This window comes from Cupriavidus sp. 21MJTG02-4, from assembly GCF_057798975.1.
In genome coordinates, this window is sequence record NZ_JBYOJP010000004.1 from 435,354 (window position 1) to 459,024 (window position 23,671).

General features: G+C 66.8%; 20 protein-coding genes. 10 read left to right on the forward strand and 10 right to left on the reverse strand.

Annotated features, from left to right (window positions below; translation table 11 throughout):
- Positions 1-355: 355 nt before the first annotated feature.
- Complete coding sequence (locus AC3FKH_RS11350) at positions 356-952, reverse strand: cytochrome b (protein WP_488675539.1); 597 nt, start codon at positions 950-952, stop codon at positions 356-358.
- Positions 939-1,976 carry a cytochrome D1 domain-containing protein gene (locus AC3FKH_RS11355; RefSeq protein WP_488675540.1) on the reverse strand — a complete coding sequence of 346 codons (1,038 nt, stop codon included), beginning with the start codon at positions 1,974-1,976 and terminating at the stop codon, positions 939-941. The genes AC3FKH_RS11350 and AC3FKH_RS11355 overlap by 14 nt, the downstream gene beginning before the upstream one ends.
- 958 nt (positions 1,977-2,934) lie before the next feature.
- On the opposite strand from AC3FKH_RS11355, the gene AC3FKH_RS11360 reads away from it, so the two are divergent.
- A complete protein-coding gene (locus AC3FKH_RS11360) occupies positions 2,935-4,062 on the forward strand; it encodes a porin (RefSeq protein WP_488675541.1) in 1,128 nt (375 codons plus the stop codon).
- A gap of 43 nt (positions 4,063-4,105) precedes the next feature.
- Here AC3FKH_RS11360 and AC3FKH_RS11365 read toward each other — a convergent pair whose 3' ends face one another.
- Positions 4,106-4,990 (reverse strand): substrate-binding periplasmic protein, encoded by an 885-nt coding sequence (locus AC3FKH_RS11365; protein WP_488675543.1) that lies wholly within the window; start codon positions 4,988-4,990, stop codon positions 4,106-4,108.
- 102 nt (positions 4,991-5,092) lie between these two features.
- Complete coding sequence (pedF, locus tag AC3FKH_RS11370) at positions 5,093-5,566, reverse strand: cytochrome c-550 PedF (protein WP_483734545.1); 474 nt, start codon at positions 5,564-5,566, stop codon at positions 5,093-5,095.
- A 298-nt stretch (positions 5,567-5,864) separates the two neighbouring features.
- Between pedF and AC3FKH_RS11375 the strand changes: the two genes are divergently transcribed.
- Positions 5,865-7,907, forward strand: coding sequence for a sigma-54-dependent Fis family transcriptional regulator (locus AC3FKH_RS11375; protein ID WP_488675544.1), 2,043 nt, complete (start codon positions 5,865-5,867; stop codon positions 7,905-7,907).
- A 23-nt stretch (positions 7,908-7,930) separates the two neighbouring features.
- Here the strand turns inward: AC3FKH_RS11375 and AC3FKH_RS11380 are convergent, their stop codons facing one another.
- Complete coding sequence (locus AC3FKH_RS11380) at positions 7,931-8,878, reverse strand: alpha/beta fold hydrolase (RefSeq protein WP_488675545.1); 948 nt, start codon at positions 8,876-8,878, stop codon at positions 7,931-7,933.
- 85 nt (positions 8,879-8,963) lie between these two features.
- Here AC3FKH_RS11380 and pqqA point away from each other — a divergent pair, with 85 nt between their 5' ends.
- Both pqqA and pqqB read left to right on the forward strand, forming a co-directional pair.
- Positions 8,964-9,038, forward strand: a complete 75-nt coding sequence (gene pqqA / locus AC3FKH_RS11385) for a pyrroloquinoline quinone precursor peptide PqqA (protein WP_009277446.1) — start codon at positions 8,964-8,966, stop codon at positions 9,036-9,038.
- A 165-nt stretch (positions 9,039-9,203) separates the two neighbouring features.
- Positions 9,204-10,121 (forward strand): pyrroloquinoline quinone biosynthesis protein PqqB, encoded by a 918-nt coding sequence (gene pqqB / locus AC3FKH_RS11390; protein ID WP_488675546.1) that lies wholly within the window; start codon positions 9,204-9,206, stop codon positions 10,119-10,121.
- A 13-nt stretch (positions 10,122-10,134) separates the two neighbouring features.
- On the opposite strand, the gene AC3FKH_RS11395 is transcribed toward pqqB, so the two are convergent.
- Positions 10,135-11,187, reverse strand: coding sequence for an RNA-guided endonuclease InsQ/TnpB family protein (locus tag AC3FKH_RS11395; RefSeq protein WP_488675547.1), 1,053 nt, complete (start codon positions 11,185-11,187; stop codon positions 10,135-10,137).
- 89 nt (positions 11,188-11,276) lie between these two features.
- Between AC3FKH_RS11395 and pqqC the strand changes: the two genes are divergently transcribed.
- From pqqC to pqqE, 3 genes are read left to right on the forward strand one after another with little or no spacing between them, the layout of a single operon-like run.
- Complete coding sequence (pqqC, locus tag AC3FKH_RS11400; RefSeq protein WP_488675548.1) at positions 11,277-11,969, forward strand: pyrroloquinoline-quinone synthase PqqC; 693 nt, start codon at positions 11,277-11,279, stop codon at positions 11,967-11,969.
- On the forward strand, positions 11,966-12,238 hold the full coding sequence (gene pqqD / locus AC3FKH_RS11405) for a pyrroloquinoline quinone biosynthesis peptide chaperone PqqD (protein ID WP_488675549.1): 273 nt from the start codon (positions 11,966-11,968) through the stop codon (positions 12,236-12,238). Before pqqC ends, pqqD begins: the two co-directional genes overlap by 4 nt.
- Entirely contained in the window at positions 12,210-13,376 is a 1,167-nt protein-coding gene (pqqE, locus tag AC3FKH_RS11410) for a pyrroloquinoline quinone biosynthesis protein PqqE (RefSeq protein WP_488675550.1), read from the forward strand. The genes pqqD and pqqE overlap by 29 nt, the downstream gene beginning before the upstream one ends.
- Positions 13,377-13,600: 224 nt before the next feature.
- Here the strand turns inward: pqqE and AC3FKH_RS11415 are convergent, their stop codons facing one another.
- The 4 genes from AC3FKH_RS11415 to AC3FKH_RS11430 all read right to left on the reverse strand — a co-directional run bounded on the left by AC3FKH_RS11415 (position 13,601) and on the right by AC3FKH_RS11430 (position 17,923).
- The gene (locus tag AC3FKH_RS11415) at positions 13,601-13,924 is read right to left on the reverse strand and encodes a c-type cytochrome (protein WP_488675552.1); all 324 of its coding nucleotides are present in this window, start codon (positions 13,922-13,924) and stop codon (positions 13,601-13,603) included.
- An 82-nt stretch (positions 13,925-14,006) separates the two neighbouring features.
- Positions 14,007-15,749, reverse strand: coding sequence for a PQQ-dependent methanol/ethanol family dehydrogenase (locus tag AC3FKH_RS11420; protein ID WP_488675554.1), 1,743 nt, complete (start codon positions 15,747-15,749; stop codon positions 14,007-14,009).
- Between the two features lie 198 nt (positions 15,750-15,947).
- Positions 15,948-16,568, reverse strand: a complete 621-nt coding sequence (locus tag AC3FKH_RS11425; RefSeq protein WP_488675556.1) for a response regulator — start codon at positions 16,566-16,568, stop codon at positions 15,948-15,950.
- Positions 16,565-17,923, reverse strand: a complete 1,359-nt coding sequence (locus AC3FKH_RS11430) for a histidine kinase (protein ID WP_488675558.1) — start codon at positions 17,921-17,923, stop codon at positions 16,565-16,567. Before AC3FKH_RS11430 ends, AC3FKH_RS11425 begins: the two co-directional genes overlap by 4 nt.
- Positions 17,924-18,084: 161 nt before the next feature.
- Between AC3FKH_RS11430 and AC3FKH_RS11435 the strand changes: the two genes are divergently transcribed.
- From AC3FKH_RS11435 to AC3FKH_RS11445, 3 genes are all read left to right on the forward strand, one after another.
- Positions 18,085-20,526 (forward strand): TonB-dependent receptor, encoded by a 2,442-nt coding sequence (locus AC3FKH_RS11435; RefSeq protein ID WP_488675560.1) that lies wholly within the window; start codon positions 18,085-18,087, stop codon positions 20,524-20,526.
- Positions 20,527-20,802: 276 nt separating this feature from the next.
- Complete coding sequence (locus AC3FKH_RS11440) at positions 20,803-22,065, forward strand: ROK family protein (RefSeq protein ID WP_488675561.1); 1,263 nt, start codon at positions 20,803-20,805, stop codon at positions 22,063-22,065.
- A complete protein-coding gene (locus AC3FKH_RS11445) occupies positions 22,052-23,626 on the forward strand; it encodes a sugar ABC transporter ATP-binding protein (RefSeq protein WP_488675563.1) in 1,575 nt (524 codons plus the stop codon). The genes AC3FKH_RS11440 and AC3FKH_RS11445 overlap by 14 nt, the downstream gene beginning before the upstream one ends.
- Positions 23,627-23,671 lie beyond the last annotated feature (45 nt).

Consider the following 23,671-nt stretch of genomic DNA (forward strand, 5'->3'; position numbering starts at 1 on the left):
TTGCTGGACAAGGCATTGCAGCCATCCGACCCCAGCTCGCGGGGCGTGCCGGATGGCCGCGATGGCGAGCCGCGAGACGAGACAGACGTCGCGGTCAGCGAGACATTTGTCTCAGTTCGCCCGCATCGGATGACGCGCGCCCGGTACTGCGATCAAGTCTGTGGAAAGGGACGCGGTCCGCCGCGCCGTGAAGCTGGCATCCGTCAAGGCGAACGGAGATGGGTGCTATCGGAATGGGCCGGCAGACCACTATCACACGCAGGCGAAGGCCGATCGCGTCGAATGCGGCTTCGAGGAACGCGACGCTCCGGTCGGCGCGATCTAGCGTTGCAGCGACCCGACCGGCGTGAGCGGCCTATCGGGAAGCATCGCGCCTGCCGGGCAGCATGCGCTGGGTGCACGCCAGCGCATCGAGCCACTGGTGCTTGACCGCGCCAGCCACATGCAGGACGACCAGCCCAAGCAGCAGGTATGAAGTCGTGGCATGCACCGTGTAGAACAGGTGTTGCAGCGTCGGGTCGACCCAGCCCCAACGGGGCAGAGGCAAGCCCCAGAAGCGTGTGCCGTACTGGTTGAACGACGATCCCAGATAGCCGGATAGCGGCATGACGACCAGGCACATGTAGAGCACGCGGTGCGTGATGCGCGCGACTTCCGCTTCCCAGCAGCGCAGCCCCGGCATGGGACGCGGCACGGGCCGCCGGATCCGCTCGATGATGCGCCATGCGATCACGAGGGCGGCCGTGAGCCCCAACGATTTATGCAGATTCACCCATTCGGCCTTTCCGGGCGTTCCCCGCGCCAGGCTGGTCATGTAGTAGCCCAGCGGAACCAGGGCAAACAGCAGCAGGGCATTGATCCAATGCAGGGCGATCTGAACGGCCGCATATGCGCGCGGCGCCGTGGCAGGGCCGTCCCGGTGCGCGTCCCCTGCCCGGCTAGCGTGGCGCATCGAGGCTCCCGACCGAGATGGGATAGGTGACCACGCCCCACGGCATCTTGTAGCCCTGCAGCGTATCGACGACCTCATAGCGCTTCGGGTCGATCACCTGCAGGCTGTTCGAGCGCCCGCAGGCGAGCAGCAGTTTCTGCGCATCGGGGGTGAAGCTGAAATGCCAGCAGCGCTTGCCAACCGGAATCACCGCGACCGGGGCCAGGCTTCGGGCGTCGAAGACCTGCAGGCGGTCGGCGCGGCTGGCGGCGACCCAGAGATAACGGCCGTCGCGGTCGAAGGCGACGCCATAGGGGCCGCGTTCGGTCGGTATCGTCTTGATGGGTCTGAAGGCGGTGTCCAGCAGCAGCAGGTTGTTCGAGTTTTCCATCGTGACGACATAGGTCTTGCCATCGGGCGCCATCTTGATGCCGCGCGGCCGGCTGCCAAACGGTGAAACATCGATCGAGCGGATTTTTTCAAACGTCGCGAGGTCATAAGCGACCAGCGTATTGTCGCCTTCGTTGGCCACCACCAGCAGTTTTCCGTCCGGCGAGAACTCGATGCCTTCGGTTTCGCGGGATGCCTTGATGCGGCCGACTATGCGCCATTGGCCGAGATCGACGACGGCCACTTCGGCCGGGATTTCGTCCGGTGCTTCCTCCTTCCCGGTTTTGCGCTCGCTGCCCTGGGGGCCGCCGCGCGACGCGGGCTCGTAGGTCACGAATGCGCGGCGGCCGTCAGGGGAGATGCGCATGAACTCGACATTCTTGCCGATGGCGATGCGCCTGACTTCCTTGCGTGTGCCGGTGTCGACCACCGACAGGTCGGAGCTCCCCTGGTTGGCGGTGAGTAGCCAGCGGCCATCGGGTGAAACCGCCAGCCCGCGGGGATCTGGTCCGACCTCGATGTCGGCGACTGGCCTCAACGTGCCCATGTCCAGCACGGTCACGCCGCCCCCTTGATTGGTGACATAGGCAACTTCGCCTTCGGCGGCATACGCCTGGCATGCCGGTCCCACGCTGAGGCCGGCCAGAGCCGCCATGCCGATGCAACGGATCAGGAAATTCACGGTGTCGCTCGCTTTTTGTTTGGCAGATTCATCAGGACATTTTTTGGCGGACTTGCGTGCCGACAGCCCGCACCACGCGTTTATCTTGGTGTGGCGTGTCGATGCGTTGTCAGCAAAAAGCGGGCCATTGTTTGGTGGCCTCTTCCAACCACGCCATCGGAAGGATGCCTACGGCTGCGCTGCGCGCACTCAGTGAAAACCGGGGAAAGGGAAGAGAAGAGAAGAGAAGAGAAGAGAAGAGAAGATACGGAAGCACCGGCACCAGTGCCGATGATGCCCCTGACCAACCGACTACTGAGCCGCGCAGCAGCCGAAGGCGATGATGCGATAACGCGGGCAGTGTCGGGCCACGGACAGTTTCGGGGCTGGTTCAATCATTGTTGGAGAGCCTGCATACGGACGCGCTCCACGCGGCAGGCAGCCGGGCACGCTCTGAAGCGAGTACCCGTACGAAATTCTTCGCACGCTACGATCAATATTCGTCCGCTAGGACAAGTAAACGCGTTTCTTTGCCTACTTTCTTGTCGCTCGGACAAGAAAGTAGGTCGCCGGCTACGCCGGCGAAACAGCAGCGCATGCCAAGAGCGACGAGCCAGTCATCCCCGAAGCCCCCCCCTGCCGCCTACGCGCCGCCGCCCCCCTGTCTCAATACAGAACACCCATCGCCCCCGCTGCTCCACCACGCGACACCCCTGCCACCTTCGCGCGCGACGAATGTCGCATGAAAAAGCGACACCCCTTGCGCCACCGCATGCCCGGGAACCGCGTCGTTTCACGCCTCACGCCGTGAGCAAACGCAGCCGGCATGCCTTCAATCCCCCCTTGGTACGCACATTGCTGAGTCCCGCCCCGGTGCCGATCGCATCAAGCCGTTGGCACCTCGACTCAGACCAATAGAGACCCACCCGGTCTCAACAAAAAAGGAGACTTCATGCAGCGCAATGACATTCAGAAATACCTGTCCGCCGCAATCATGAGCTGTGCCGCCAGCACGGCCATGGCGCAATCCTCGGTGACGCTCTACGGCGTCGTCGACTCCGGACTCCAGTTCCGCAACAAAAGCGCAGACAACGCAGGCAGCCTCACGGAGTTGAGGTCCGGTGGCATCAGCCCAAGCATCTGGGGCCTCAAGGGCGTCGAAGACCTGGGCAGCGGAATGAAAGCCACCTTCAACCTCCAGGGCCATTTCAGCAGCGATACCGGACAACTGACCAGCGGACCCGGCTTTGGCTCGGAACTCTTCCGTCGCGAGGCCAACGTCGGCCTCGCCGGCAACTGGGGCACGATCACGCTGGGCCGCCAATACAGCCCGGCCCTGCTCGGTGTCATCGGCACCGAAGCGCGCGGCTTCAAGGAGCAGTTCTCCAACCTGTACGTGTGGGCCTACAACGAGTTGTCCTCCCCCGGCAATGCCTTGAACGCGGGTTCGAACAGCGGCAACGATGTCGGCGTGTTCATCGGCAACGCCGTGCAATACGCGAACAACTTCGGCCCGGTCTGGGTGGCCGCCGCCTACTCGTTCGGCGAGATCCCCGGCAGCATGAACAAGGGCAACGAGATCTCGCTCGGCGCCACCTATTCCGGCCCCGCCACCGTTGCCCTCGGCTATCAGGCAATGAAGGACAGCGCCAGCGGCGCGACCGTCAGCCGTCTGTGGAGCGCGGGCGTCGCGGTGCCGTTCGGCGGTGCCTTCAACGGCAGGCTGAACTACATCGATGTCACCAACAATTCAACCAGCGGCGGCCGGATCTCCAACGTACAGTCGGGCGGCGCCGGGATCGACTACAGCTGGAACGGCAACAATACGACAACGCTCGCCGGGTACTACAGCCACTACAAGAGCGACGCGCACAACAGCTCGACCCGGTCGGTGGTGCTGAGCAACGACTATTCGTTCTCCAAGCGCACCACCCTGTATCTGCAACTGGCGTATGTCGATGCCGGCTCGGTGGGGACCGCCGATGCGCTCGAGGGCCTGAAGACCTCCATCGTCGCGGGCGGTACCGCGCCAGGTGCGAAGACCCTCCTGGCCGGTGCCGGCCTCAAGCATTCGTTCTGACCGGCATTTGACGCGGCCCGCGCCTCTGGCGGGCCGCCCGCTCCTATGGCTCCTGCAAGGTCACCCCATGGCTGGCGAAGATGCGGGCCAGTTCTCCCTTGCGCCGCAGCGACGCCATGGCACCCTCCAGCGATTCGGCGAGTGCCTTGTCGCCCGCCTTGATGGCCATGCCGACGGCCCATCCGCGCGGCGGCAACAGCGGTGAGCTGATGTCTGCCGTGGCAAAGCGCGACGTGGACTGGTTTGCGGTTTTCAACGCGCTCTCGTACTGCGCCCGGGTCACCATGGCAGCGGCAATGTCACCGGAAAACAGCGCGCGCAGCGCGTCGTCGGCTTCGGGGTAGATCCTGACCTTGTCACGCAGCGCACCGCCCGCGCCGGACAACAAGGCGTTGGCGCCAGCCGAGCCGGCGGCTGCGCCGGTGGCCTGGCCGGCCAGGTCTTCCAGGCCGCGCACGTCCGGCACGCGCTCGCGGTCGCGCACCAGCACGAACGTTTCGCGGTAATAAGGCGCGAAGATCAGGGCCTGGTCATTGGCACGGATGAAGGCACGGTCGACCGGCACATGCAACATCACGTCCGCGGGGCCGTAACCAAGGTAATGCCCGCGCCATACCATCGAGCGCAGGTCATCCGCCATGTCATCGCCGGCATCGAACGGCAACAGCGAGACCTGCAAACCCAGCTCGCTGGCCAGGGCCCTGGCCAAGGCCACGTCGATGCCGGCGTACTGGCTGCCCGCGACCGCCGAGAACGGTGGCAAACCCTTGTAGACCGCCACCTTCAGCGTACCGTTCTGACGGATCCTGGCCAGGTCCGCCAGCGCCGGCGGGGCGCACAGCAGCGCGCCGGCCGCCAGCAAGGCACCGCACAGCCTGCGCCGCATGTCGGTTGGTTCGGCAGGGGTCGGACAGGGCCTCGGGGACATGGGGTCTCTCCTGAACTTGAAGGACAAGGAAGCTGAAAAAGGGAAAAGGGGAAAAGTGGAAAAGGGGGTCGCCAGCGGCTCGCCGGCCGGGACCGCGCCGGCTTACTCGCGCCGCGATTCCAGGTACGTCTTGATCGCCCACACGGCCTCCTGGCTCAGCACGCCGTCAAACGGCGGCATGTAGACACGGCCGTCGCGCGTGCGGCCCTTGCGCACGGTGGTGGTGAAGTACTGCGAGATCTCGCTGATGCAGGCCTGCTTCTTCTTGGCGTCGGCCAGCGACAGGCAATCGCCGTCGATCTTGCGCAGGTCGGGGGCGATGCCGCCGGACACCGCTTCCAGGCCATGGCAGCGCGCGCAGTTCTGGTTATAGGCGGAGCTGCCGATCCGCTGGGCCTCCTGCTGTTCGGCGCCGGCGCGATAGGGATTGTCCGGACGCCATTCGTCGCCAAGCTGTGGTAAGGACTTGGTGTCGACCGCTTGCGGCGTGACATCGCCGTGGGCCCATGCGGCCGGGGCGGCGCCCAGCAAGGCGCAGAGCGAGAACAAGGCAAGCAGGCGGCGCTGCGTTTTCATGGATGTCTCCTACAGTGGTGGATGGGGTTTTTGTTTGGCACCATTTCCGCAAGAGCCATACCAGCGGGCCGTAGCACGGTGTAGCGGGCTACCATACCGCCCGGCAGCAGGCTTTCCGGCACCCCCTGGGGCGAGTGCAGTGCACCATCGCCACGGCGGTGTCCCGGAATGCCACACACTGGCAAGCGTTTTGCTACATGGCGCAACACTGTCGAGCGCACGCCAGGGCATGGCGATGAAGGCGCCGACAGCGACCCGCGCAACAGATCGCGGGCGACTATCAACAGGAGACCCAGACATGACCATCCCAGCGGAGCCGGTTCGACCTGCCGAGTCCGGCAATATCGGCAATACCGCCCCTACCGGCGATCTGGCCGGCCAGCCCGAGCGCGCCGAACTGATTGCCCTGGCCCACCAGCGTTCCGCCTCGTATGGCCTGCGCCCTTATGAGTCGCCGGACTTCTGCCCGGTGCTGCAAAGCGAGCTGAAAACGCGGATCGAACGCAGCCAGTCCCTGTTCACCTACGCGCTGCCTGTGATGGAAACGCTCTACGACCAGATCGTGAACACGCAGAGCATGGTGATCCTGACCGACGCCGACGGCTTGATCCTGCACTCGCTGGGCGACGACGATTTCCTGGCCCGGGCCGACAAGGTGGCGCTGCGCGCGGGCGCGGACTGGTCGGAAGAGAGTCGCGGCACCAATGCCATCGGCACCGCACTGGCCGAAAACCGCGCCACGCTGGTCCACGGCGCCGACCATTTCCTGGAGGCCAACCAGTTCCTGACCTGCTCGTGCATGACTATCCTCGACCCCTACGGCAAGACCGTGGGCGCGCTCGATGTGACCGGCGACCAGCGTGGCTTCCACAAGCACACCATGGCGCTGGTGCGGATGTCGGCGCAGATGATCGAGAACCAGCTGTTCGGCAACGCGTTCCGCGACATGGTGTGCATCCGCTTCCATTCGCGCGCGGAGTTCCTTGGCACGCTGGTCGAGGGCATCGTCTCGTTCACGCCAGGCGGGCGCTTCCTGTCCTCGAACCGCAGTGGCCAGTTCCAGCTCGGCTTGTCCAATGCGGCGCTGCAGGCGCATACCTTTTCGTCGCTGTTCGGCATGCCGATGTCCCTGCTCTTCGATGCGGTGCGCGGCGCCCCGGCCGGCATCGTGCAGTTGCAGCTGCCGAGCGGCGTCAAGGTCAGCGCGCGCGTGGAATGGAAGTCCAGCGCCGCTTCGATGCCCGGCGCGGCCGCGGCCGCGGCAAGCAGCGCCAATGCCATCCCGGAGCCGCGCCGCCTTTATGCCGCGCCGGCCCGGCCCGAGGGGCTGGCCGACCTGGACACCGGCGACGCGCAGATCCGGACCGTGATCGGCAAGCTGCGCAAGGTCATCGGCAAGGACATCCCGGTGATGGTGCTGGGCGAGACCGGCACCGGCAAGGAACTGATGGCACGCGCCATCCACGCCGACAGCCCGCGGCACGCGGGGCCTTTCATCGCAGTGAACTGCGCATCGATCCCGGAAAACCTGATCGAGTCGGAGCTGTTCGGCTACGAGGAAGGCGCCTTTACCGGCGCCCGCAAGAAGGGCGGCATCGGCAAGATGCTGCTGGCCAACGGCGGCACCCTGTTCCTCGACGAGATCGGGGACATGCCGCTGCACCTGCAGGGGCGGCTGCTGCGCGCGCTGCAGGAACGCGCGGTCCAGCCGCTGGGCAGCAGCAAGGTGATCCAGGTCGATGTCCTGGTGGTGTGCGCCACCAACCGCAACCTGCGCGAGATGGTCGCCGGCGGCCAGTTCCGCGAAGACCTGTACTACCGCCTGAACGGGCTCGTGGTGCGCCTGCCGGCGCTGCGCGAGCGCAGCGACCTCGACGTGGTGGCGGGCAAGCTGCTGCGCCAGGACCAGGGCCAGGGCGGCGGTGAACCACCGCGGATCGGCGATGCGGTGATGGCACTGTTCCGCCGCTATCACTGGCCGGGCAATATGCGCCAGCTCGGCAACCTGCTGCGCACGGCGCGCCTGATGGCGGAAGGCGAAGCCGAGATCACCGAGGACCACCTGCCCGACGACTTCCTGGACGACCTGCGCGAGCGGCAAGAGGGACTGGCGCCGGGCGGGCAGATGATGCGGGGGTTGACGGTGTCCGCGGCTAGCCCGGGCGGGCAGCTGGCCACGCAGCCGACGCGGCTGGCCGAGGTCGAGGCACAGGTCATCGTCGCCACCGTCAAGGCGCACCACGGCAATATCTCGGCAGCGGCCAAGGCGCTGGGCATCTCGCGCAATACGGTGTACCGGAAGATGGAAGAGGCGCGCGGGCTGCCGCAAGCTCCAGGCTGATTCCTTCGATTTCCGCGCCGCCGTCACCCTGGCTGCCAGCGCGCCGCTGCGATCGCGGCGGCCAGTGCCTTGCCCAGTGCGCCTGTGGCAAGGTGCCCGCCGTCGACCCACTCCAGGCGCGCGCCAGGCATGGCAGCCTGCAGGCGCCGGGCATTGGCGGGACGGCAGACCGCGTCGGCCCGTCCGTGCAGCAGGGTCACCGGCAGGCCCTGCGCGGCAATCGTCCGTGCCGCCCGCAGCAGGCCCGGCTTGCCCAGCCCGGCCCGGTTGCGCAGGTAGTGCGCCTGGATGCGGTACTTGGCGATCATTGCCTTCGCCTCGCGCCCGCGCAGCGGCTGGCGGCGCCACTGCCGCCGCGCGGACAGGCCCAGCAAGGCGCGTTCACTGTCGCGCCACGCCGCGGCGGTGTCCCGTTTCTGGACAGGTGTTCCACTTTGCAACAGTCGTGACACAGTGAGCAGGCCGGCCCGGGCATCCGGCACGCGCTCGCCGCACGGCTTGATGCATTGCAGCATGCGGCGACCGCCACGGCGCGGCGCAAACAGGTTGCCGATGTCATCGCGTCCGGTCAGGAACGCCCCCCGCAATACCAGCGCTGCTACCGCGTCCGGGTACTTTGCCGCATAGGCCAGCCCCAGCGCCGCTCCCCAGGAGCCACCGACCACGCCCCAACGCCTGATGCCCAGCGCCCGGCGCAGCTGTTCCAGGTCGGCAAGCAGCGCGCTCACGTTATTGCGGCGCAGGGAGCCCGTCGGCCGCGACTGGCCCGCACCGCGCTGGTCCGGCATCACCACCCGGTGCCGTTGCCGATCGAACCACCCCGCCATGGCCGCCGAGCAACCGCTGCCGGGGCCGCCGTGCAGGACCAGCCATGGCTCGCCATCCGGTGGCCCGGCCAGCCGCACATGCAGGCGCTGCGCATCGGCTGTACGCAGGTAGAAGCAGTCGGATGCGAGCGGCACGTCGGGCATGGATGTTGCCTTGCAGGGAGGCGGCAGCCAGCCTGCCGCGCCAAGACAGGAATTATCACTAAACATGCCAACCAAGGAGAGAGACATGAACTGGACCACGCCTGCCTATACCGAGCTGCGGCTGGGCTTCGAAATCACGATGTATATCGCCAACCGCTGAAGCGCGCTGCGCGCGGCGACATGTCAACGTCCCGGCATGACCGCCGCGATCGCAGGCGCACGGTACGCAGGCGCCACACCGTGAAGCCGGGCAGGCATCGGCTCCGGCTGCACGGTCGGCGCGCCTGCCCCTTGCGACCATGATCCACCCCAACTCGCTCGCGCCATGACCACCATCCGGGTACTCGGCTCGGCCGCCGGCGGCGGCTTTCCGCAGTGGAACTGCAACTGCCACAACTGCGATGGCGTGCGCCGCGGCACCGTGCGGGCCACGCCGCGCACGCAGTCGTCGATCGCGCTGTCCGGCGACGGACCGGATTCGATCCTGGTCAACGCGTCTCCCGACATCCTGCAGCAGTTGCGCCAGACGCCCGCGCTGCAACCGGCACGCGCGCCGCGCGATACGGCGATCGCCGCGGTGCTGTTGATGGATGCGCAGATCGACCACGTCACCGGCCTGCTGATGCTGCGCGAGCACCGTCAGGCCTTGCCGCTCTATGCCACCGCCGCGGTGCTTGACGACCTCGGCACCGCGTTCCCGCTGACCCGCCTGCTGTCGCACTACTGCGGCTTGCAGACGCATACCCTGCCCTGCGACGGCACGCCGTTTTCCTTGGCACAGCTGGACGACATCGTGCTGACCGCGGTGCCGCTCCAGAGCAAGGCACCGCCCTACTCGCCCGGCCGCCATGCGCCGCGCCTGGGTGACAACATCGGCCTGCGCATCGAGGACCGGCGCAGCGGCCGCCGCGCCTTCTATGCGCCTGGCCTCGGCAGCGTGGAGGACCACGTCTTCGCCGAACTGCGCAGCGCGGACATCGTGCTGGTCGACGGCACGTTCTGGCGCGAGGACGAGATGCAGTCGCTCGGCTTCTCCGCCAAGGCCGCCGCCGACATGGGCCACCTGCCGCTGTCGGGTGCCGGCGGCATGATCGAGGTCCTCGACCGGCTGCCCGCGAGCCGCAAGATCCTTATCCACATCAACAATACCAATCCCGTGCTGGTGGACGACTCGCCGGAGCGCGCCGTGCTGGCACGGCACGGCATCGAACTGGCGTACGACGGCATGGAGATCGCACTTTGACGTCCTCCCCTGCCTAAAGGCAGTGGATTCCCACACCTGGCGATGCACGTCCGCATCGGAGAATGTTCAGCGCAGCATTGGTATCACGGTCATGAACGGCACCACAGCTACTACAGGTCCACTCTCTTATTCGCAGTCCTGCGATACCTCTCGGCCTCGCCGTGCTGTCTTTCGAACCGCACGCCGAGCAGGACTGGGTAGAACCGCTTTCGTTCACTTCCTCAAACGTGGCCCCGTGCGCAATCGCTTTGTAGCGGAGCTTGTCCCGGAAGGACGACCAGGATGCGTCGTAGACGCTCTTCGCCATCCTGGTCCTGGCGAGTTTCGAAGCCGACACGTTGCCGACTGCGATGTAGTCGAAGCGCCGGACGAGATCGAGCGCGAGCTTGTGCTGGAAGTCGGCGCGGGCATTCGCCACCTTGGCATGCAGCTTCGCAATATGCCGCTTATGCTTGCGTGCACGCTGCGCTTTAGCCAGTCTTTCGGCGGCATGCCGACCAAACCGGTCATTGGGAAGTTTCTCGCCCGTCGAGAGTGTTGCGAAGTCCTTCAGGCCAAGGTCGATGCCGACGCCGGTTCGAATCGGACGTGCCGGCACCTCGGCAACTTCTATTACGATGTTGAGAAACCAGTTCCCGCGCGAATCCCGCGCAAAGTTTGTGCCGTCCTTGATCTTGCCTTCGGGCAACGGACGGCTATTGAACACGCGGAAGGTATTCCCGGCAAAGCGAAACGCCTCGCCCTCCCGCTTCAGATCGCGGCCCTTCAGGGGCACCCATCCGAGGCACTTCCTGCCGCGGTATCGCAGGTAAGGACGACGATGCTGGCTGCGCGATTTCGCGTACTGCTCGCAAGTCGCGTTGACCGTGCCGGAATGGATGCCGAGTTCCTTGCTGCTGCCGGTGGTCAGCACGTTCAGATCGAACCCGCTCGGCCACTTCCTGCCCCATTTGAGCGCGTGCTTCTGCGTGTCATTGCAGAAGTTCCAGACGTAGTTCACCGCCCGGCTCTGCTTGTTGAGCAGACCGCTGAGCGACTTCACCCTGTAGCGATAGACAAGAATCATGCCGCTAATTCTATCGTGGGAATGCCGCCTGGCGGCGGCCCTCCTTTCACTCCCCGCCATTCATGGCGGGGTTTCTCGGAGCATATCTGATGACACCTTCCACCGCATCAAGCCCGGCAGAGTTCGAGGCCCGGTTGCGCGCCAAGGAAAGCGGATACCACATCCACCACCCCTTCAACCGGCGCATGGCGGCCGGCCAGTGCTCGCCCGAACAGATCCGCGCCTGGGTCGCCAACCGGTTCTACTATCAGGCCAATATCCCGCTGAAGGACGCTGCCATCCTGTCCAACTGCCCCGAGCACGACACGCGCCGCGAGTGGGTGGTGCGCATCCTCGACCACGACGGCACCGACACACAGCCCGGTGGCATCGAGGCCTGGCTGCGGCTGGGGCAGGCCACAGGGCTCGAGCGCGAGGCCTTGCTCGACCATCGGCATGTGCTGCCGGGCGTGCGCTTCGCCGTCGACGCCTATGTCAACTTCGCGCGGCGCGCACCGTGGCAGGAAGCTGTTTGCTCGTCGCTCACCGAGATGTTCGCGCCCGAGATCCACAAGGAGCGGCTGGCCGGCTGGCCCACGCATTACCCGTGGATCGAGGCCGCCGGGCTGGATTACTTCCGCTCGCGCATCCCGCTCGCGCAGCGCGATGTCGACCATGGCCTGCGCGTGACGCTGGGCTACTTCCGCACCCCGGAGCAACAGCAGCGCGCCCTCGATATCCTGCAGTTCAAGCTCGACATACTCTGGTCGATGCTCGACGCCATCCAGCTCGCCAGCCCATGACCGCCAATCCGCCAGAACTCGCCCGCCCCGTCCTGCACCGGACCTTCCGCCTGCAGTGGGAAGACGCCCAGCAGAGATGGGTGCTGCTGTATCCGGAAGGCATGGTCACCCTCAACGACAGCGCTGCCGCGATCCTGCAGCGCTGCGACGGCGGCCATACGCTGGATATGCTGATCGACGACCTGCAGGCCGCTTTCGGCGTGCAGGGCATCGCCCCGGAGGTACATGCCTTTGTCAAACATGCAACCGAACGCGGCTGGCTGGTCTGATCGGCCTGCCGCGCAGCCCGGCCCGCCGCTGTGGCTGCTGGCCGAGCTGACCTACCGCTGCCCGCTGCACTGCGCGTTCTGCTCCAACCCGGTCGACTATGCCCGGCACACGGCTGAACTCGACACTGCGCAATGGTGCGACGTCTTCACCCAGGCCCGCGCGCTCGGCGCGGTGCAGCTCGGCTTCTCCGGCGGCGAGCCGCTGCTGCGCAAGGACCTGGAACAACTGGTGCGGCATGCGCACGGCCTGGGCTTCTATACCAACCTCATCACTTCCGGGGTGGGCCTGACCGACGCCAGGCTCGCCGCGCTGCGCGACGCGGGCCTGGACCATATCCAGCTGTCCTTCCAGGATTCCACCCGCGAGCTCAACGACTTCCTGTCCAGCACCCGCACCTTCGACCTGAAGCAGCGCGTGGCAAAGCTGATCAAGGCGCACGGCTATCCGATGGTGATGAACTGCGTGCTGCATCGGCACAACCTCCCGCATGTCGGCACCATCATCGAAATGGCGCTGCAGATGGGCGCCGAGTACCTGGAGCTGGCCAACACGCAGTACTACGGCTGGGCCTGGCACAACCGCCTGGCGCTGATGCCGACGCAGGAGCAATTGCTGGAAGCGGAGTCCGTGGTCAGGCAATACCGCGCGCGCATCGGCAGGCAGTGCCAGATCCTGTTCGTGGTGCCCGACTACTTCGAAGGCAAGCCCAAGAAGTGCATGAACGGCTGGGGCACGACCTTCCTTGGCGTGGCGCCCGATGGGACGGCGCTGCCGTGCCATGCGGCGCGGATGCTGCCGGGCCTGGCGTTGCCCAATGTCACCACGCACGGACTGCGGGAGATCTGGCATGACAGCGAGGCGTTCCGCCGCTTCCGTGGCACCGGATGGATGCAGGAGCCCTGCAAGTCATGCGACCATCGCGAGGAAGACCATGGCGGTTGCCGCTGCCAGGCGCTATTGCTGACCGGCGACCCCGCCGCGACCGATCCGGTGTGCGAGCGCTCCGGCGAACATGGCAGGGTCCGGGAGATCGTGCTGCAGGGCCGGCTCGCAGCCTTGCAACCGAACACCGAATTGCAGCCGATGGTGTTTCGCAGCGATGGCAATTCACTGCGACTGAGCCGCGGGAACGAATGATGGGTCGGTCCCCGGCTGGGCTGGCACTACGGATGTAGTGCCACAACCCACGCTAATCCTTACCTGGTGTCCTGGTGCAGAAATTCGTTGAATCAGTCAGCCGATAAGTCGCGCGATGCGTCGTCGCCAATGCTCGCAAGGCTTCAGCCTTGCTGCGCTTGGCTCCTGGCCTCGCACGCCTTCTCGGCAGACTTATTTCTTCAACGAATTTCTGACTCAGGACACTAGCCAACGCTCAGCACCCACTCCGCGAGTTTCCTGGCATCCGCCTCCCCCAGGTTGCCGTGCGCCGGCATGGGAACCGGCCCCCACACACCCTTGCCGCCTTCGCGGATCTTCTTGCCGAGCCGCTCGGCCGCCTCGCTGTCCCCCTTGTACCTGGCCGCCACCTCCGCAAAGCCGGGACCCACAAGCTTCGTTTGGCTGCCATGGCAGGCGAAGCATCCGTTCTTGTCCGCCAGGGGCTGCATATCGGCCGCCGTGCCCGCCAGAACCACACCAGGCAGCAGCAGCGAAGCCGCTACGCATACCATCCATTGCTTCTTCATACCGCTTCCCCGCTCTATCACGTTGCAAGTAAGAGGGCGTCGCCGTGGCGACGCCCTTGTCTAGCCATCAAGCGGCCCGGATTCAGCCCTTATGCAGCTTGAACACCCACACCGAACCGCCCTGCTCCAGGAAGTTCACGCGCTTGGCGACTTCCCCGCCCCACAGCGGCACGGCGCCGCCCCAGCCCGATACCACGGCCACATATTGCTCGCCGTTGTCTTCCCAGGTGACCGGCGGCGCCACCACGCCACTGCCGGTCTGGAACTTCCAGAGCTCCTTGCCGGTCTTGGCGTCGGCGGCCTTCAGGAAGCCTTCGGGCGTACCCCAGAACACCAGGCCGCCGGCGGTGGTCATGACCCCGCCCCACAGCGGCGCGTTGTTCTTGACCTCCCAGACGATCTTGCCGGTCTTGGGGTTGATCGCGCGCAGCGCGCCGATGTAGTCCTCGTTCAGCGGATGGATGGTGAAGCCGGCGCCGAGGTAGGCGGCGCCCTTCTTGTAGCTGACGGGCTCGTTCCAGATATCCATGGCCCACTCGTTGGCCGGCACGTAGAACAGGCCGGTCTGCGGGCTGTAGGCCATCGGCTGCTGGTTCTTGCCGCCCAGGAAGCCGGGCGCGGCCAGCACGGACTTGCCCTTCTTCGGGTCGGTGCCGCTGGCCGGGTCGCCGGGGCGGCCTTCGTCGATATAGTTGGGCCGGCCGGTCTTCAGGTCGATGCCGCTGGCCCAGGTGATCTTCTTCACGAACGGGAACGCATTGACCAGCTTGCCGTTGGTCGCGTCGTTGACATAGAAGAAGCCGTTGCGGTCGGCCTTGCCGCCCATGCGCTTGCCGTCCAGGTCGAAGGTCACGAACTCGTTGACGCCGTCAAAGTCCCAGCCATCGTTCGGGGTGTTCTGGTAGTGCCAGACGATCTTGCCGGTGGCCGGATCGATGGCCACCGTCGACGCCGAGTAAAGGTTGTCGCCCTTGCGGATATGGCTGTTCCACGGGCCGGGGTTGCCGGTGCCGAAGTAGACCAGCCCCGTCGACGGATCATAGGTGCCGCCGAGCCAGGTGGCGGCGCCGCCGGTCTTCCAGGTCTCGCCGGGCCAGCTGGCGTTCTCGGTGCCGGTCACGCCGTTCTCGGTCTTGTTGCCGTCCTTGTCGTACTTGTAGCCCATGTGGCCTTCGACCACCGGACGCGACCACACCAGCTGCCCGCTCTTGGCATCGCGCGCCTCGACCCGGCCGACCACGCCGAATTCGCCGCCAGAAATGCCGGTGAGCACCATGCCCTTGACGATCAGCGGCGCCGCCGTGTACGAATAGCCCGCGGCATAGTCCGCCAGCTTTTCCTTCCAAACCACCTTGCCAGTCTTCTGATCAAGCGCCACGAGCTGCGCATCCAGCGTCCCGAAGATCACCAGGTTGTCGTAGAGCGCCGCGCCGCGGTTGACCACGTCGCAGCACGGCATGATGCCTTCCGGCAGCCGTTGCTCGTACTTCCACAACTTCGCACCGGTCTTCAGGTCGAGCGCGTAGATGCGCGAGTACGACGCCGTGACAAACATCTTGCCGTCGTGGATCAGCGGCTGGGCTTCCTGCCCGCGCTGTTTCTCGCCACCGAACGAGAACGACCATGCCGGCACCAGGTTGCCGACATTTTTGGCGTTGATGCGCGTCAGCCCGGAATAGCGCTGGCCTTGCGGCCCCATGCCCCATGACAACACATCGCCGGGGCTCTTGGCATCGTTCTCGATCATGGCATCGGTCACCGCCGCCTGCGCGGCCAGCGTGGCCACGGCAGCCGCGGCTGCCACCACTACTCGTAAGGTCCTCATTGTCTTCTCCTCTTTATTTTCCGTTTCCACCGGTGCGCCACTGCGCCGCAACCAGTGACGCAGTTGGCAATTCCCATGCCAATCGGATTTGCGCGCCAGTCCGCCGATTGCCGCCGCATGGCGGCGTGGCGGCCGTGTCAGCACGCAACATTGCGTTGCATCTGCTCCAGAACTGAACAACCTGCAGTGGCCGCGCCATCAGCCAAATCCGTGCGCCACCGCATAGCGATGCATCTCGACGCGGTTGGCCAGCCCCATCTTCTTGCGGATTAGCGTCTGGTAGTTGGCCACGGTCTTGGTGCTGAGGCAGAAATGCGCGGCGACGTCCTCGATCGCGGTGCCGCGCGCGAACTGCCGGAACAGGTCGAATTCGCGCGGCGACAGCGCGAAGTGCGGCGGCTGCGCGCCCATGTCGACCAGGCCGGCGATGTCATCGGACAGCACTTGCTGCCCTGCGGCGATCCTGCGTACCGCGTCCACCAGCGCGTCGGGCGCGCTGCTCTTGGTCAGGTAGCCGGCAGCGCCGGCGCGCATCGCCTGCATCACGACGGCCGCGCTGTCGTGCATGCTGAACACCAGCGTGCGCAGCGCCGGCACACGCACGCCCAGCCGCCGCAGTATCTCCAGGCCGCCGCGGCCCGGCATCGACAGGTCCAGGATCAGCACGTCGGCCCGTGTTCGGACCAGCCAGTCGTAGGCGGCATCGCCGTCGCCGAACTCCGCCACCACGCGCATGCCTTCGTCCAGTTCGAGCAGCCGCCGGTAGCCCGTGCGCACCACGGCGTGATCGTCGGCAATCACCACATCGATCGGGTTCATGCCGCCTGCCTCCCTGCTTGCATCGATGGCGCCTGCGGCGCGGGCGCAGGCAGCGGAAAAATCGCGCTCAGGCGGCAACCCCGCGTATCCCCGGTGCGCTGGGCGTCTCCGACCAGCAGCGTGGCGCAATGCGCCCAGGCGCGCTCGTGCATGCCCCGCAGGCCATGGCTGCGCTGCAGGGCCGCGTCGATGTCACCGATGCCAGCGCCGTCGTCCTCCACACACCAGCAGACCTTGTCCCCATTCCTTGCGATGCAGACCGACGCCCGGCGGGCGCTGGCGTGGCGCATGACATTGGTCAGCGCCTCCTGCGTCATCCGGTAGAGCGTCAGGGTCAGGTCCGGCCCCAGCATGGCGCCGCCAAGATCGACGGCGCAATCGAGCTGCACCGACTGGCCCGGCTGTCCCCGCCAGCTGCGCACCAGGTCCTGCAGCAGGCGGTCCACGCCGGCGACGTGTCCGTCGGGCTGCGCGCCATGCGGGCGCAGACGATGCAGCAGGTGGCGCACTTCGTCCTGGATCCGGGCGCAATGTCCAGCCAGGTCGTTGGCCACGATCTGCAGCATCGGCGCATGCGAGCACTTGCGCACCAGGTAGGCGGCATCGGCGCGCATGGCGGTCAGCACCTGGCCGAACTCGTCGTGCAATTCACGCGCCAGCCTGGCACGCTCGCATTCCTGCGCGTCCAGCAGCTTGCGGCTCAGCGCGCGCCGCTCGGCCTGGTGATGCGCCAGCGCGCCGGCCAGGTCGTTCAGCGCGCGGCGAACCTGATCCAGTTCGCGGATGCGCATGGCGGGCAGGCGCAGGCTGTAGTCCTTGCGCTCGTAGTGGCCAATGGCGTCGAGAATCTGCTGCAAAGGCGCAAGCGCCCGGCGCAGCAACCATGACAGTCCGCACAGCAACAGCACGCTGTACGCGCTCAGCAGGGCCAGGTTGCCGATGACGTCGCGGCGCGCCTCGCGCAGTTCGCTGTCCGGGTTCCAGCGCAGCGCGGCATGGTAGACGGTGCCATCGCGCGCGCGGATGTCCCATTGGCTTTCCGCGTGGGCCAGTTCCGCCTTCGGCGCCGTTTCCACCAGCGCGTGGCCGGCGGCGTCCTCGACGTGCAGCCGCAGGTGGCGCATGCGCGTCGATTGATTGATCACGCGCAGCGCGGCAAGGTGGGCCGCGCGCTCCGCCGGCCCCGCGGACTGCAGTGCCGACAGCCGCGCGACCAGTTGCGCCGTGGCGGCGGCACCGCTGCGCTCTTCGCCAATGGCCTGCTGCGCCAGCCACAGCGTCACCAGCAACGCGCCAGCGAGGCAGGCGCAGGACAGCCAGAGCGCACGGCTGGCCAGGAAACGCGACATCGTCATGGCAGTGCTCCTCCGGAGGAAGGTGGAGTCCGGGCGCGCCCCGGGTCGGGAGTTTTTCCCGATGCCCGAGGTACGGAACCTGCTCCCCATCCCCTCAGTTTGTTCAGGTCCAGTCGCTGCCCGACGCAGGCAGCGCGCCCCGATTCCGGAGGAGATGCAAGATGCCAGCCAACCCGTTCCCTGCCCCGTCATCGCAGGCCATCCAGCACGCGCCGGCGCGGCGTGGCAAGCGCTGCTGCCGCGCGGCCACGGCCATCGCCCTGGCCGTCGCCGTGCTGGCGCAGCGGCCCGCTGTTGCGCAATGGGACACTGCTGCTCCAAAGCAGGACAGTGCCGTACTGCCCGAAGTGCTGGTGGTGGCGGCGGCGCCGCTGCCCGGCATCGGCGTGGACAGCAACCTGGTGCCCTACACCGTGCAGACCGTGCGCGGCGATGACCTGAACGGCACGCGCGCCAGCAACCTGGCCGACTACCTGGGCCGCAACCTGGCCGGCGTCAACACCAACGATATCCAGGGCAGCCCGTTCCAGAGCGATATCACCTACCGCGGCTACCGCGCTTCATCGATCGCGGGCGTGCCGCAGGGGCTGTCGGTCTATCTCGATGGCATTCGCGTCAACGAACCCTTCGGCGATGTGATCAGCTGGGACATGATCCCCGAGGCCGCGCTGGAAAGCGTGTCGCTAATCTCCAGCGCCAACCCGGCCTATGGCCTGAACAGCCTGGGCGGCGCGCTTGCCATGACCACCCGCTCCGGCCTGGACTCGCCTGGCTTCACTGCCGACCTGTCCTACGGCAGCGGCAACCGCAAGCGCGCCGACCTGTCGGGCGGCGTGCGCAGCGCAGGCGGCTGGCATGCCTTTGCCGCCGGCACGCTGTTCCAGGAGCACGGCTGGCGCGACGACTCGTCGGGGCATCTCGGCAACGTCTTTGCCAAGGCGGGCTATGCGGGCGATACCGACAGCCTCGATGTGTCGCTGCTGCACGGCCGCAGCACGCTGAGTGGCAATGGGCTGGTACCGGCCTACCGTGCCAGCGGCAATGCCACCGAGCCGGACATCTATCAGCTGGACCGCCGCGCGGTGTATACCTATCCGGACCAGACCCGCAACCAGGTCACGCAGGTCGCCGTCAACGGCCGCCACTGGTTCGACGACAAGACCAGCGCCGCCGCCCTGGCCTATGTGCGCAACAGCCGGCGCGACACCGCCAGCGGCGACGTCAACCCGGACTACGAGAACTATGCCGAGGCCTGCGAGGACGGCTTCAACGCCGACGGCAGCCCGCGTGGCCAGGGCTGCGGCGTGACCCGGGCCGAAGGCGCGTTGCTGCATCCTGCCGTGGTCAACACCAGCCATATGCGGCAGCAAACAATCGGCGTGGCGCTCAGCCTGGCCAGGGAGACGGAACGCCATGTGCTGAACGCCGGCATCAGCCTGGACCGAAGCCGGCTGAGCTATTCGCAGTTCGCCCAGCTGGGCACCTTCACCGACGACCGCGGTGCGGTGGCCGACCCCGACGCGCCCAACAATCTCGTCTCGGGCGTCAGCGGCAACGCGCGCACGTTCGGCATGTATCTCTCGGACACCTGGACCCTGACGCCCAGCACGTTCCTGACGGCGTCGGCACGATGGAATCTCGCCACGGTGAGCAATACGCTGCAAAACAGCGACGGCAGCGAGCAAGCGCGCGAGAGCTTTACCTACCGCCGTCTTAATCCCGCGCTGGGGCTGGTGCAGAAGCTGGGCGACGGCGTCTCGGTGTTCGGCGGCTACGCGCAGAATAACCGCGTGCCTACAGTCCTGGAACTCGGCTGTGCCGACCCGACGCAGCCATGCCGCCTGCCCGCCGGGCTACAGGCGGACCCTTACCTGAAGCAGGTGGTCTCACACGCCTTTGAAGCCGGCGTGCGCTGGCGCCCCGGCAAGGACACCGACGTCACCGCGACGCTCTACCGCATCGACAACCACGACGACATCCTGTTCTTGCGCGCGCCCAACACACAGATGGGCTACTTCTCGAACTTCGACCGCACCCGTAACCAGGGCCTCGATCTCAGCGCCCGCCAGCGCGTCGGCGATGTCACCTTGCGTTTTGCCTACAGCTACCTGCAGGCGACCTACCAGGCGACCGGACAGCTTGCGGTCGGCGAACGCACCATCGACGTCCACCCCGGGATGCGCGTAGCCGGCCTGCCGCGCCACACGTTCAAGTTCGGCGCGGACTGGCAAGCCGTGGCAGGGCTGACGCTGGGCGCCGACCTCGTCGCCGTGTCCGACAGCGCCGCCAGCGGCAACGAAGACGGACTGCGCGCCGACCCGCAGCCGGGCCAGCCGCCGAAGGCGGCCAACTGGCGCGTGCCCGGCTACGCCACCGTCAACCTGCGCGCGGCGTACCAGGTTAACAAGCGCTTCGAGGTATATGCTCGCGTCGCCAATTTGTTTGACCGGCGCTACGAGACCTACGGCCAGGTCGCGAACAATGTGTTTCCCGGCGGCACCCTGGTGCAGCCGCATGTCGCGCCAGGCGACAGTGCGACGGCGTTGTTCGTGGCCCCGGGGGCGCCGCGCAGTGTCTGGCTTGGCATGGTGTACCGGATGTAGGGACGGACACAGCCTTCAGCCTTCTGCAAATCGCGGTTGGTGGCTGCGACATGATGGCGCCGGACAGGCGGAACCTCCGCTTGAGCCGGCTGCCATACGTGCATCATAAGTGCCCCACTATCCTCATCTCAGCCACAAAACGCTTTTATCAGCCCGGACTTCCCAAAATGCCGTGCGGGTTTCCCCTCAGTTGAGTTCTTCCTCTCTCTGTTCTTTAATTCAACATGAATTAATTAATAGCGCTCCCGAGCTGGGAGCCCACCGGGCGGAGACAAGATGAACGCATCCAAGGCAGGCCGTGGCGTGAACTCCGCCAGCCTGCGCCTGTACAACGAGCGCGCCTTGCTGCTGGCCTTGCGCCGCGCCGGCGAGGCATCCAAGGCCGACCTGGCCCGCATGGCGCAGCTCACCAACACGGCAGTCGGCAGCATCGTGCAGACACTGACCGACGAAGGCCTGATCCAGCTTTCCGGGCGGCGCGTCGAAGGCCAGCGCGGCCAGCCTGCAAGCCTGATCCGCCTGCAGCCGAAGGGGGCGTTTGGCCTTGGCGTGCGGCTCGACCGCGGCAGCATCGAGGCCGTCATGGTCGACTTCGCCGGGCATATCCTCGCCAGCCGCGCGCACCAGATGGTGTTGCCCCACCCTGACCAGGCGCTGGAACTGGTGCGCCGCGACATCGAGGAAATGCGCGCCCTGCTCTCCCCGGCCGAGCAGAAGCGCCTGCTTGGCGTCGGCGTTGCCCAGCCTTACAACCTCGGCGCATGGCTGCGAGAACTCGATGTGCAGGGCGAGGCCTTCCAGGCCACTTTTCGAGCCTGGGACGAGTCGGATTTCCCCTCGATGCTGGCGGCAGCAACGCGCCTGCCGGTATTCAGCGAGAACGACGGCACCGCGGCCGCGGTGGCCGAACTCTTTTACGGCCGGCACCACGCCCAGCATTTCCTCTATGTCTTCCTTGGCCCGGCGATCGGCGGCGGCGTGGTGCTCAACGGCGACTGCGTGCGCGGGGTCTCGGGCAATGCCGGCGACATCGCCATGATGCCGGTGCCGCCCAGCACGCTGGCCTCCGCCCCGACCGTGCCGGGCCGGCGGCGCGACATCCTGCTCTCGCGCGCCTCGCTCAACGCGCTGACGCGCCACCTGCGCCACCACGGCGTGACGGTGCACGGGCATGCCGACCTGCAGCGGCAGGTGGAACTGAAGCACCCGGCCGTGGCGGAATGGGTGGATGACTGTGTGGAGGCGATGGCCCCCGCGCTTCAATCCGCGCTGGCCGTGCTGGACGTGCCGCTGGTGATCTTCGATGCCGATATCGACGGCGGCCTCGTGCCCACGCTGATCGAGCGCCTGCAGCAGGCACTGGACGACAGCGCTCCGGAGGCACGCCCCGCCGCGCGCATCGTGCGCGGCTGCTTTGGCGCCAATGCCGGCGCGGTCGGGGCTGCGTCCCTGCCGATGTTCATGAACTTCTCGCCGCGCGCGGAACTGCTCAAGGGCGCGTCCGCCATCGTTCCGGAGGCCAGCCATGCAACGGTCTGACACGATCCCCGCCCCACGGCACGCCCCGGTGGCGCCGCTGCTGGAGATGCGCAACATCTCCAAGACGTTCCCTGGCGTCAAGGCGCTCAGCAACGTCCAGCTCACGATCTATCCCGGTGAGGTCCACGCGCTGATGGGCGAGAACGGCGCCGGCAAGTCGACGCTGATGAAGATCCTCGCGGGCGCCTATATCGCCGACGATGGTGCCGAGTGCCGCATCGCCAGCCATCCGGTTGTCATTGACGGCCCGCTCGCCGCGCGCGCCCACGGCGTTGCCGTGATCTACCAGGAACTGAGCCTGGCGCCCAACCTGAGCGTGGCCGAGAACATCTACCTGGGACGCCACCTGCGCCGCCACGGCATGGTGGATCGCGCCGCGATGGTGCGGGCCTGCGAGGCCACGCTGGCCCGGCTCGGCGCCGACTTTACGCCGCAGACCCTGGTCGAGCGCCTGTCGATCGCCCAGCGCCAGCTGGTGGAAATCGCCCGCGCCGTGCATTTCGAGACCCGCATCCTGGTGATGGACGAACCGACCACGCCGTTGTCCACCCGCGAGACCGACCGCCTGTTCGCGCTGATCCGCCAGTTGCGGGCCGACGGCATGGCCATCATCTACATCAGCCACCGCATGGCCGAAATCGACGAACTGGCGGACCGCGTCACCGTGCTGCGCGACGGCTGCTACGTCGGCACACTGGAAAAGGCCCAGCTGACCCAGGCGGCACTGGTCAAGATGATGGTCGGCCGCGACCTGTCGGGTTTCTACACCAAGACGCATGGCCAGACGCAAGCGGGCGGCATTGTGCTGTCGGTGCGCAATATGTCCGACGGGCGGCGCGTGCGGGATTGCAGCTTCGACCTGCATGCCGGAGAGGTCCTGGGCCTGGCCGGGCTGGTCGGGGCGGGCCGCACGGAACTTGCGCGGCTGGTCTTCGGCGCCGATACCCCCACCAGCGGCGCGGTATACCTGGCCGGCTCGCCACTGGCCGTCCATCATCCGCGCCAGGCCATTGACGCCGGCATTGCCTACCTGACGGAAGACCGGAAGCTGCAGGGCCTGTTCCTTGACCAGAGCGTGCACGAGAACATCAACCTGATCGTCGCCGCGCGCGATGCACTGCGCGGCGGCCGGCTCAACCGTGCCAGCGCGCGCCGGCGCACGGCCGACGCGGTCAGCTCGCTGGGCATCCGCGTGGCGCATCCGCGCGTCAATGTCGGCTCGCTGTCGGGCGGCAACCAGCAGAAGGTGATGCTGTCGCGCCTGCTGGAGACGAAGCCGCGCGTGCTGATCCTGGACGAACCCACACGTGGCGTGGACATCGGCGCCAAGGCGGAGATCTACCGCCTCATCGACGAGCTGGCCCGTTCCGGCGTGGCCGTCCTGCTGATCTCCAGCGAACTGCCGGAGGTGGTAGGCCTGTGCGACCGCGTGCTGGTGATGCGCGAAAGCCGGCTGGTGGGCGAGGTACACGCCTGCCCGGATGCCGCCGCCACGCAGGAACGCATCATCGCCCTCGCCACCGGTGCGGACGACCCGACACCGGCCACCGTGCTTCACTGAACCGACCATCCCCCGAGACCGCGCAGCCGGTCGGCGGCAAGCACC

Bases quoted from the DNA above. Each gene is read 5' to 3' on its own strand.
- AC3FKH_RS11350 (WP_488675539.1), bottom strand. From the start codon at position 952: ATGCGCCACGCTAGCCGGGCAGGGGACGCGCACCGGGACGGCCCTGCC.
- AC3FKH_RS11355 (WP_488675540.1), bottom strand. From the start codon at position 1,976: ATGGCGGCTCTGGCCGGCCTCAGCGTGGGACCGGCATGCCAGGCGTAT.
- AC3FKH_RS11360 (WP_488675541.1), top strand. From the start codon at position 2,935: ATGCAGCGCAATGACATTCAGAAATACCTGTCCGCCGCAATCATGAGC.
- AC3FKH_RS11365 (WP_488675543.1), bottom strand. From the start codon at position 4,990: ATGTCCCCGAGGCCCTGTCCGACCCCTGCCGAACCAACCGACATGCGG.
- pedF (WP_483734545.1), bottom strand. From the start codon at position 5,566: ATGAAAACGCAGCGCCGCCTGCTTGCCTTGTTCTCGCTCTGCGCCTTG.
- AC3FKH_RS11375 (WP_488675544.1), top strand. From the start codon at position 5,865: ATGACCATCCCAGCGGAGCCGGTTCGACCTGCCGAGTCCGGCAATATC.
- AC3FKH_RS11380 (WP_488675545.1), bottom strand. From the start codon at position 8,878: ATGCCCGACGTGCCGCTCGCATCCGACTGCTTCTACCTGCGTACAGCC.
- pqqB (WP_488675546.1), top strand. From the start codon at position 9,204: ATGACCACCATCCGGGTACTCGGCTCGGCCGCCGGCGGCGGCTTTCCG.
- AC3FKH_RS11395 (WP_488675547.1), bottom strand. From the start codon at position 11,187: ATGATTCTTGTCTATCGCTACAGGGTGAAGTCGCTCAGCGGTCTGCTC.
- pqqC (WP_488675548.1), top strand. From the start codon at position 11,277: ATGACACCTTCCACCGCATCAAGCCCGGCAGAGTTCGAGGCCCGGTTG.
- pqqD (WP_488675549.1), top strand. From the start codon at position 11,966: ATGACCGCCAATCCGCCAGAACTCGCCCGCCCCGTCCTGCACCGGACC.
- pqqE (WP_488675550.1), top strand. From the start codon at position 12,210: ATGCAACCGAACGCGGCTGGCTGGTCTGATCGGCCTGCCGCGCAGCCC.
- AC3FKH_RS11415 (WP_488675552.1), bottom strand. From the start codon at position 13,924: ATGAAGAAGCAATGGATGGTATGCGTAGCGGCTTCGCTGCTGCTGCCT.
- AC3FKH_RS11420 (WP_488675554.1), bottom strand. From the start codon at position 15,749: ATGAGGACCTTACGAGTAGTGGTGGCAGCCGCGGCTGCCGTGGCCACG.
- AC3FKH_RS11425 (WP_488675556.1), bottom strand. From the start codon at position 16,568: ATGAACCCGATCGATGTGGTGATTGCCGACGATCACGCCGTGGTGCGC.
- AC3FKH_RS11430 (WP_488675558.1), bottom strand. From the start codon at position 17,923: ATGACGATGTCGCGTTTCCTGGCCAGCCGTGCGCTCTGGCTGTCCTGC.
- AC3FKH_RS11435 (WP_488675560.1), top strand. From the start codon at position 18,085: ATGCCAGCCAACCCGTTCCCTGCCCCGTCATCGCAGGCCATCCAGCAC.
- AC3FKH_RS11440 (WP_488675561.1), top strand. From the start codon at position 20,803: ATGAACGCATCCAAGGCAGGCCGTGGCGTGAACTCCGCCAGCCTGCGC.
- AC3FKH_RS11445 (WP_488675563.1), top strand. From the start codon at position 22,052: ATGCAACGGTCTGACACGATCCCCGCCCCACGGCACGCCCCGGTGGCG.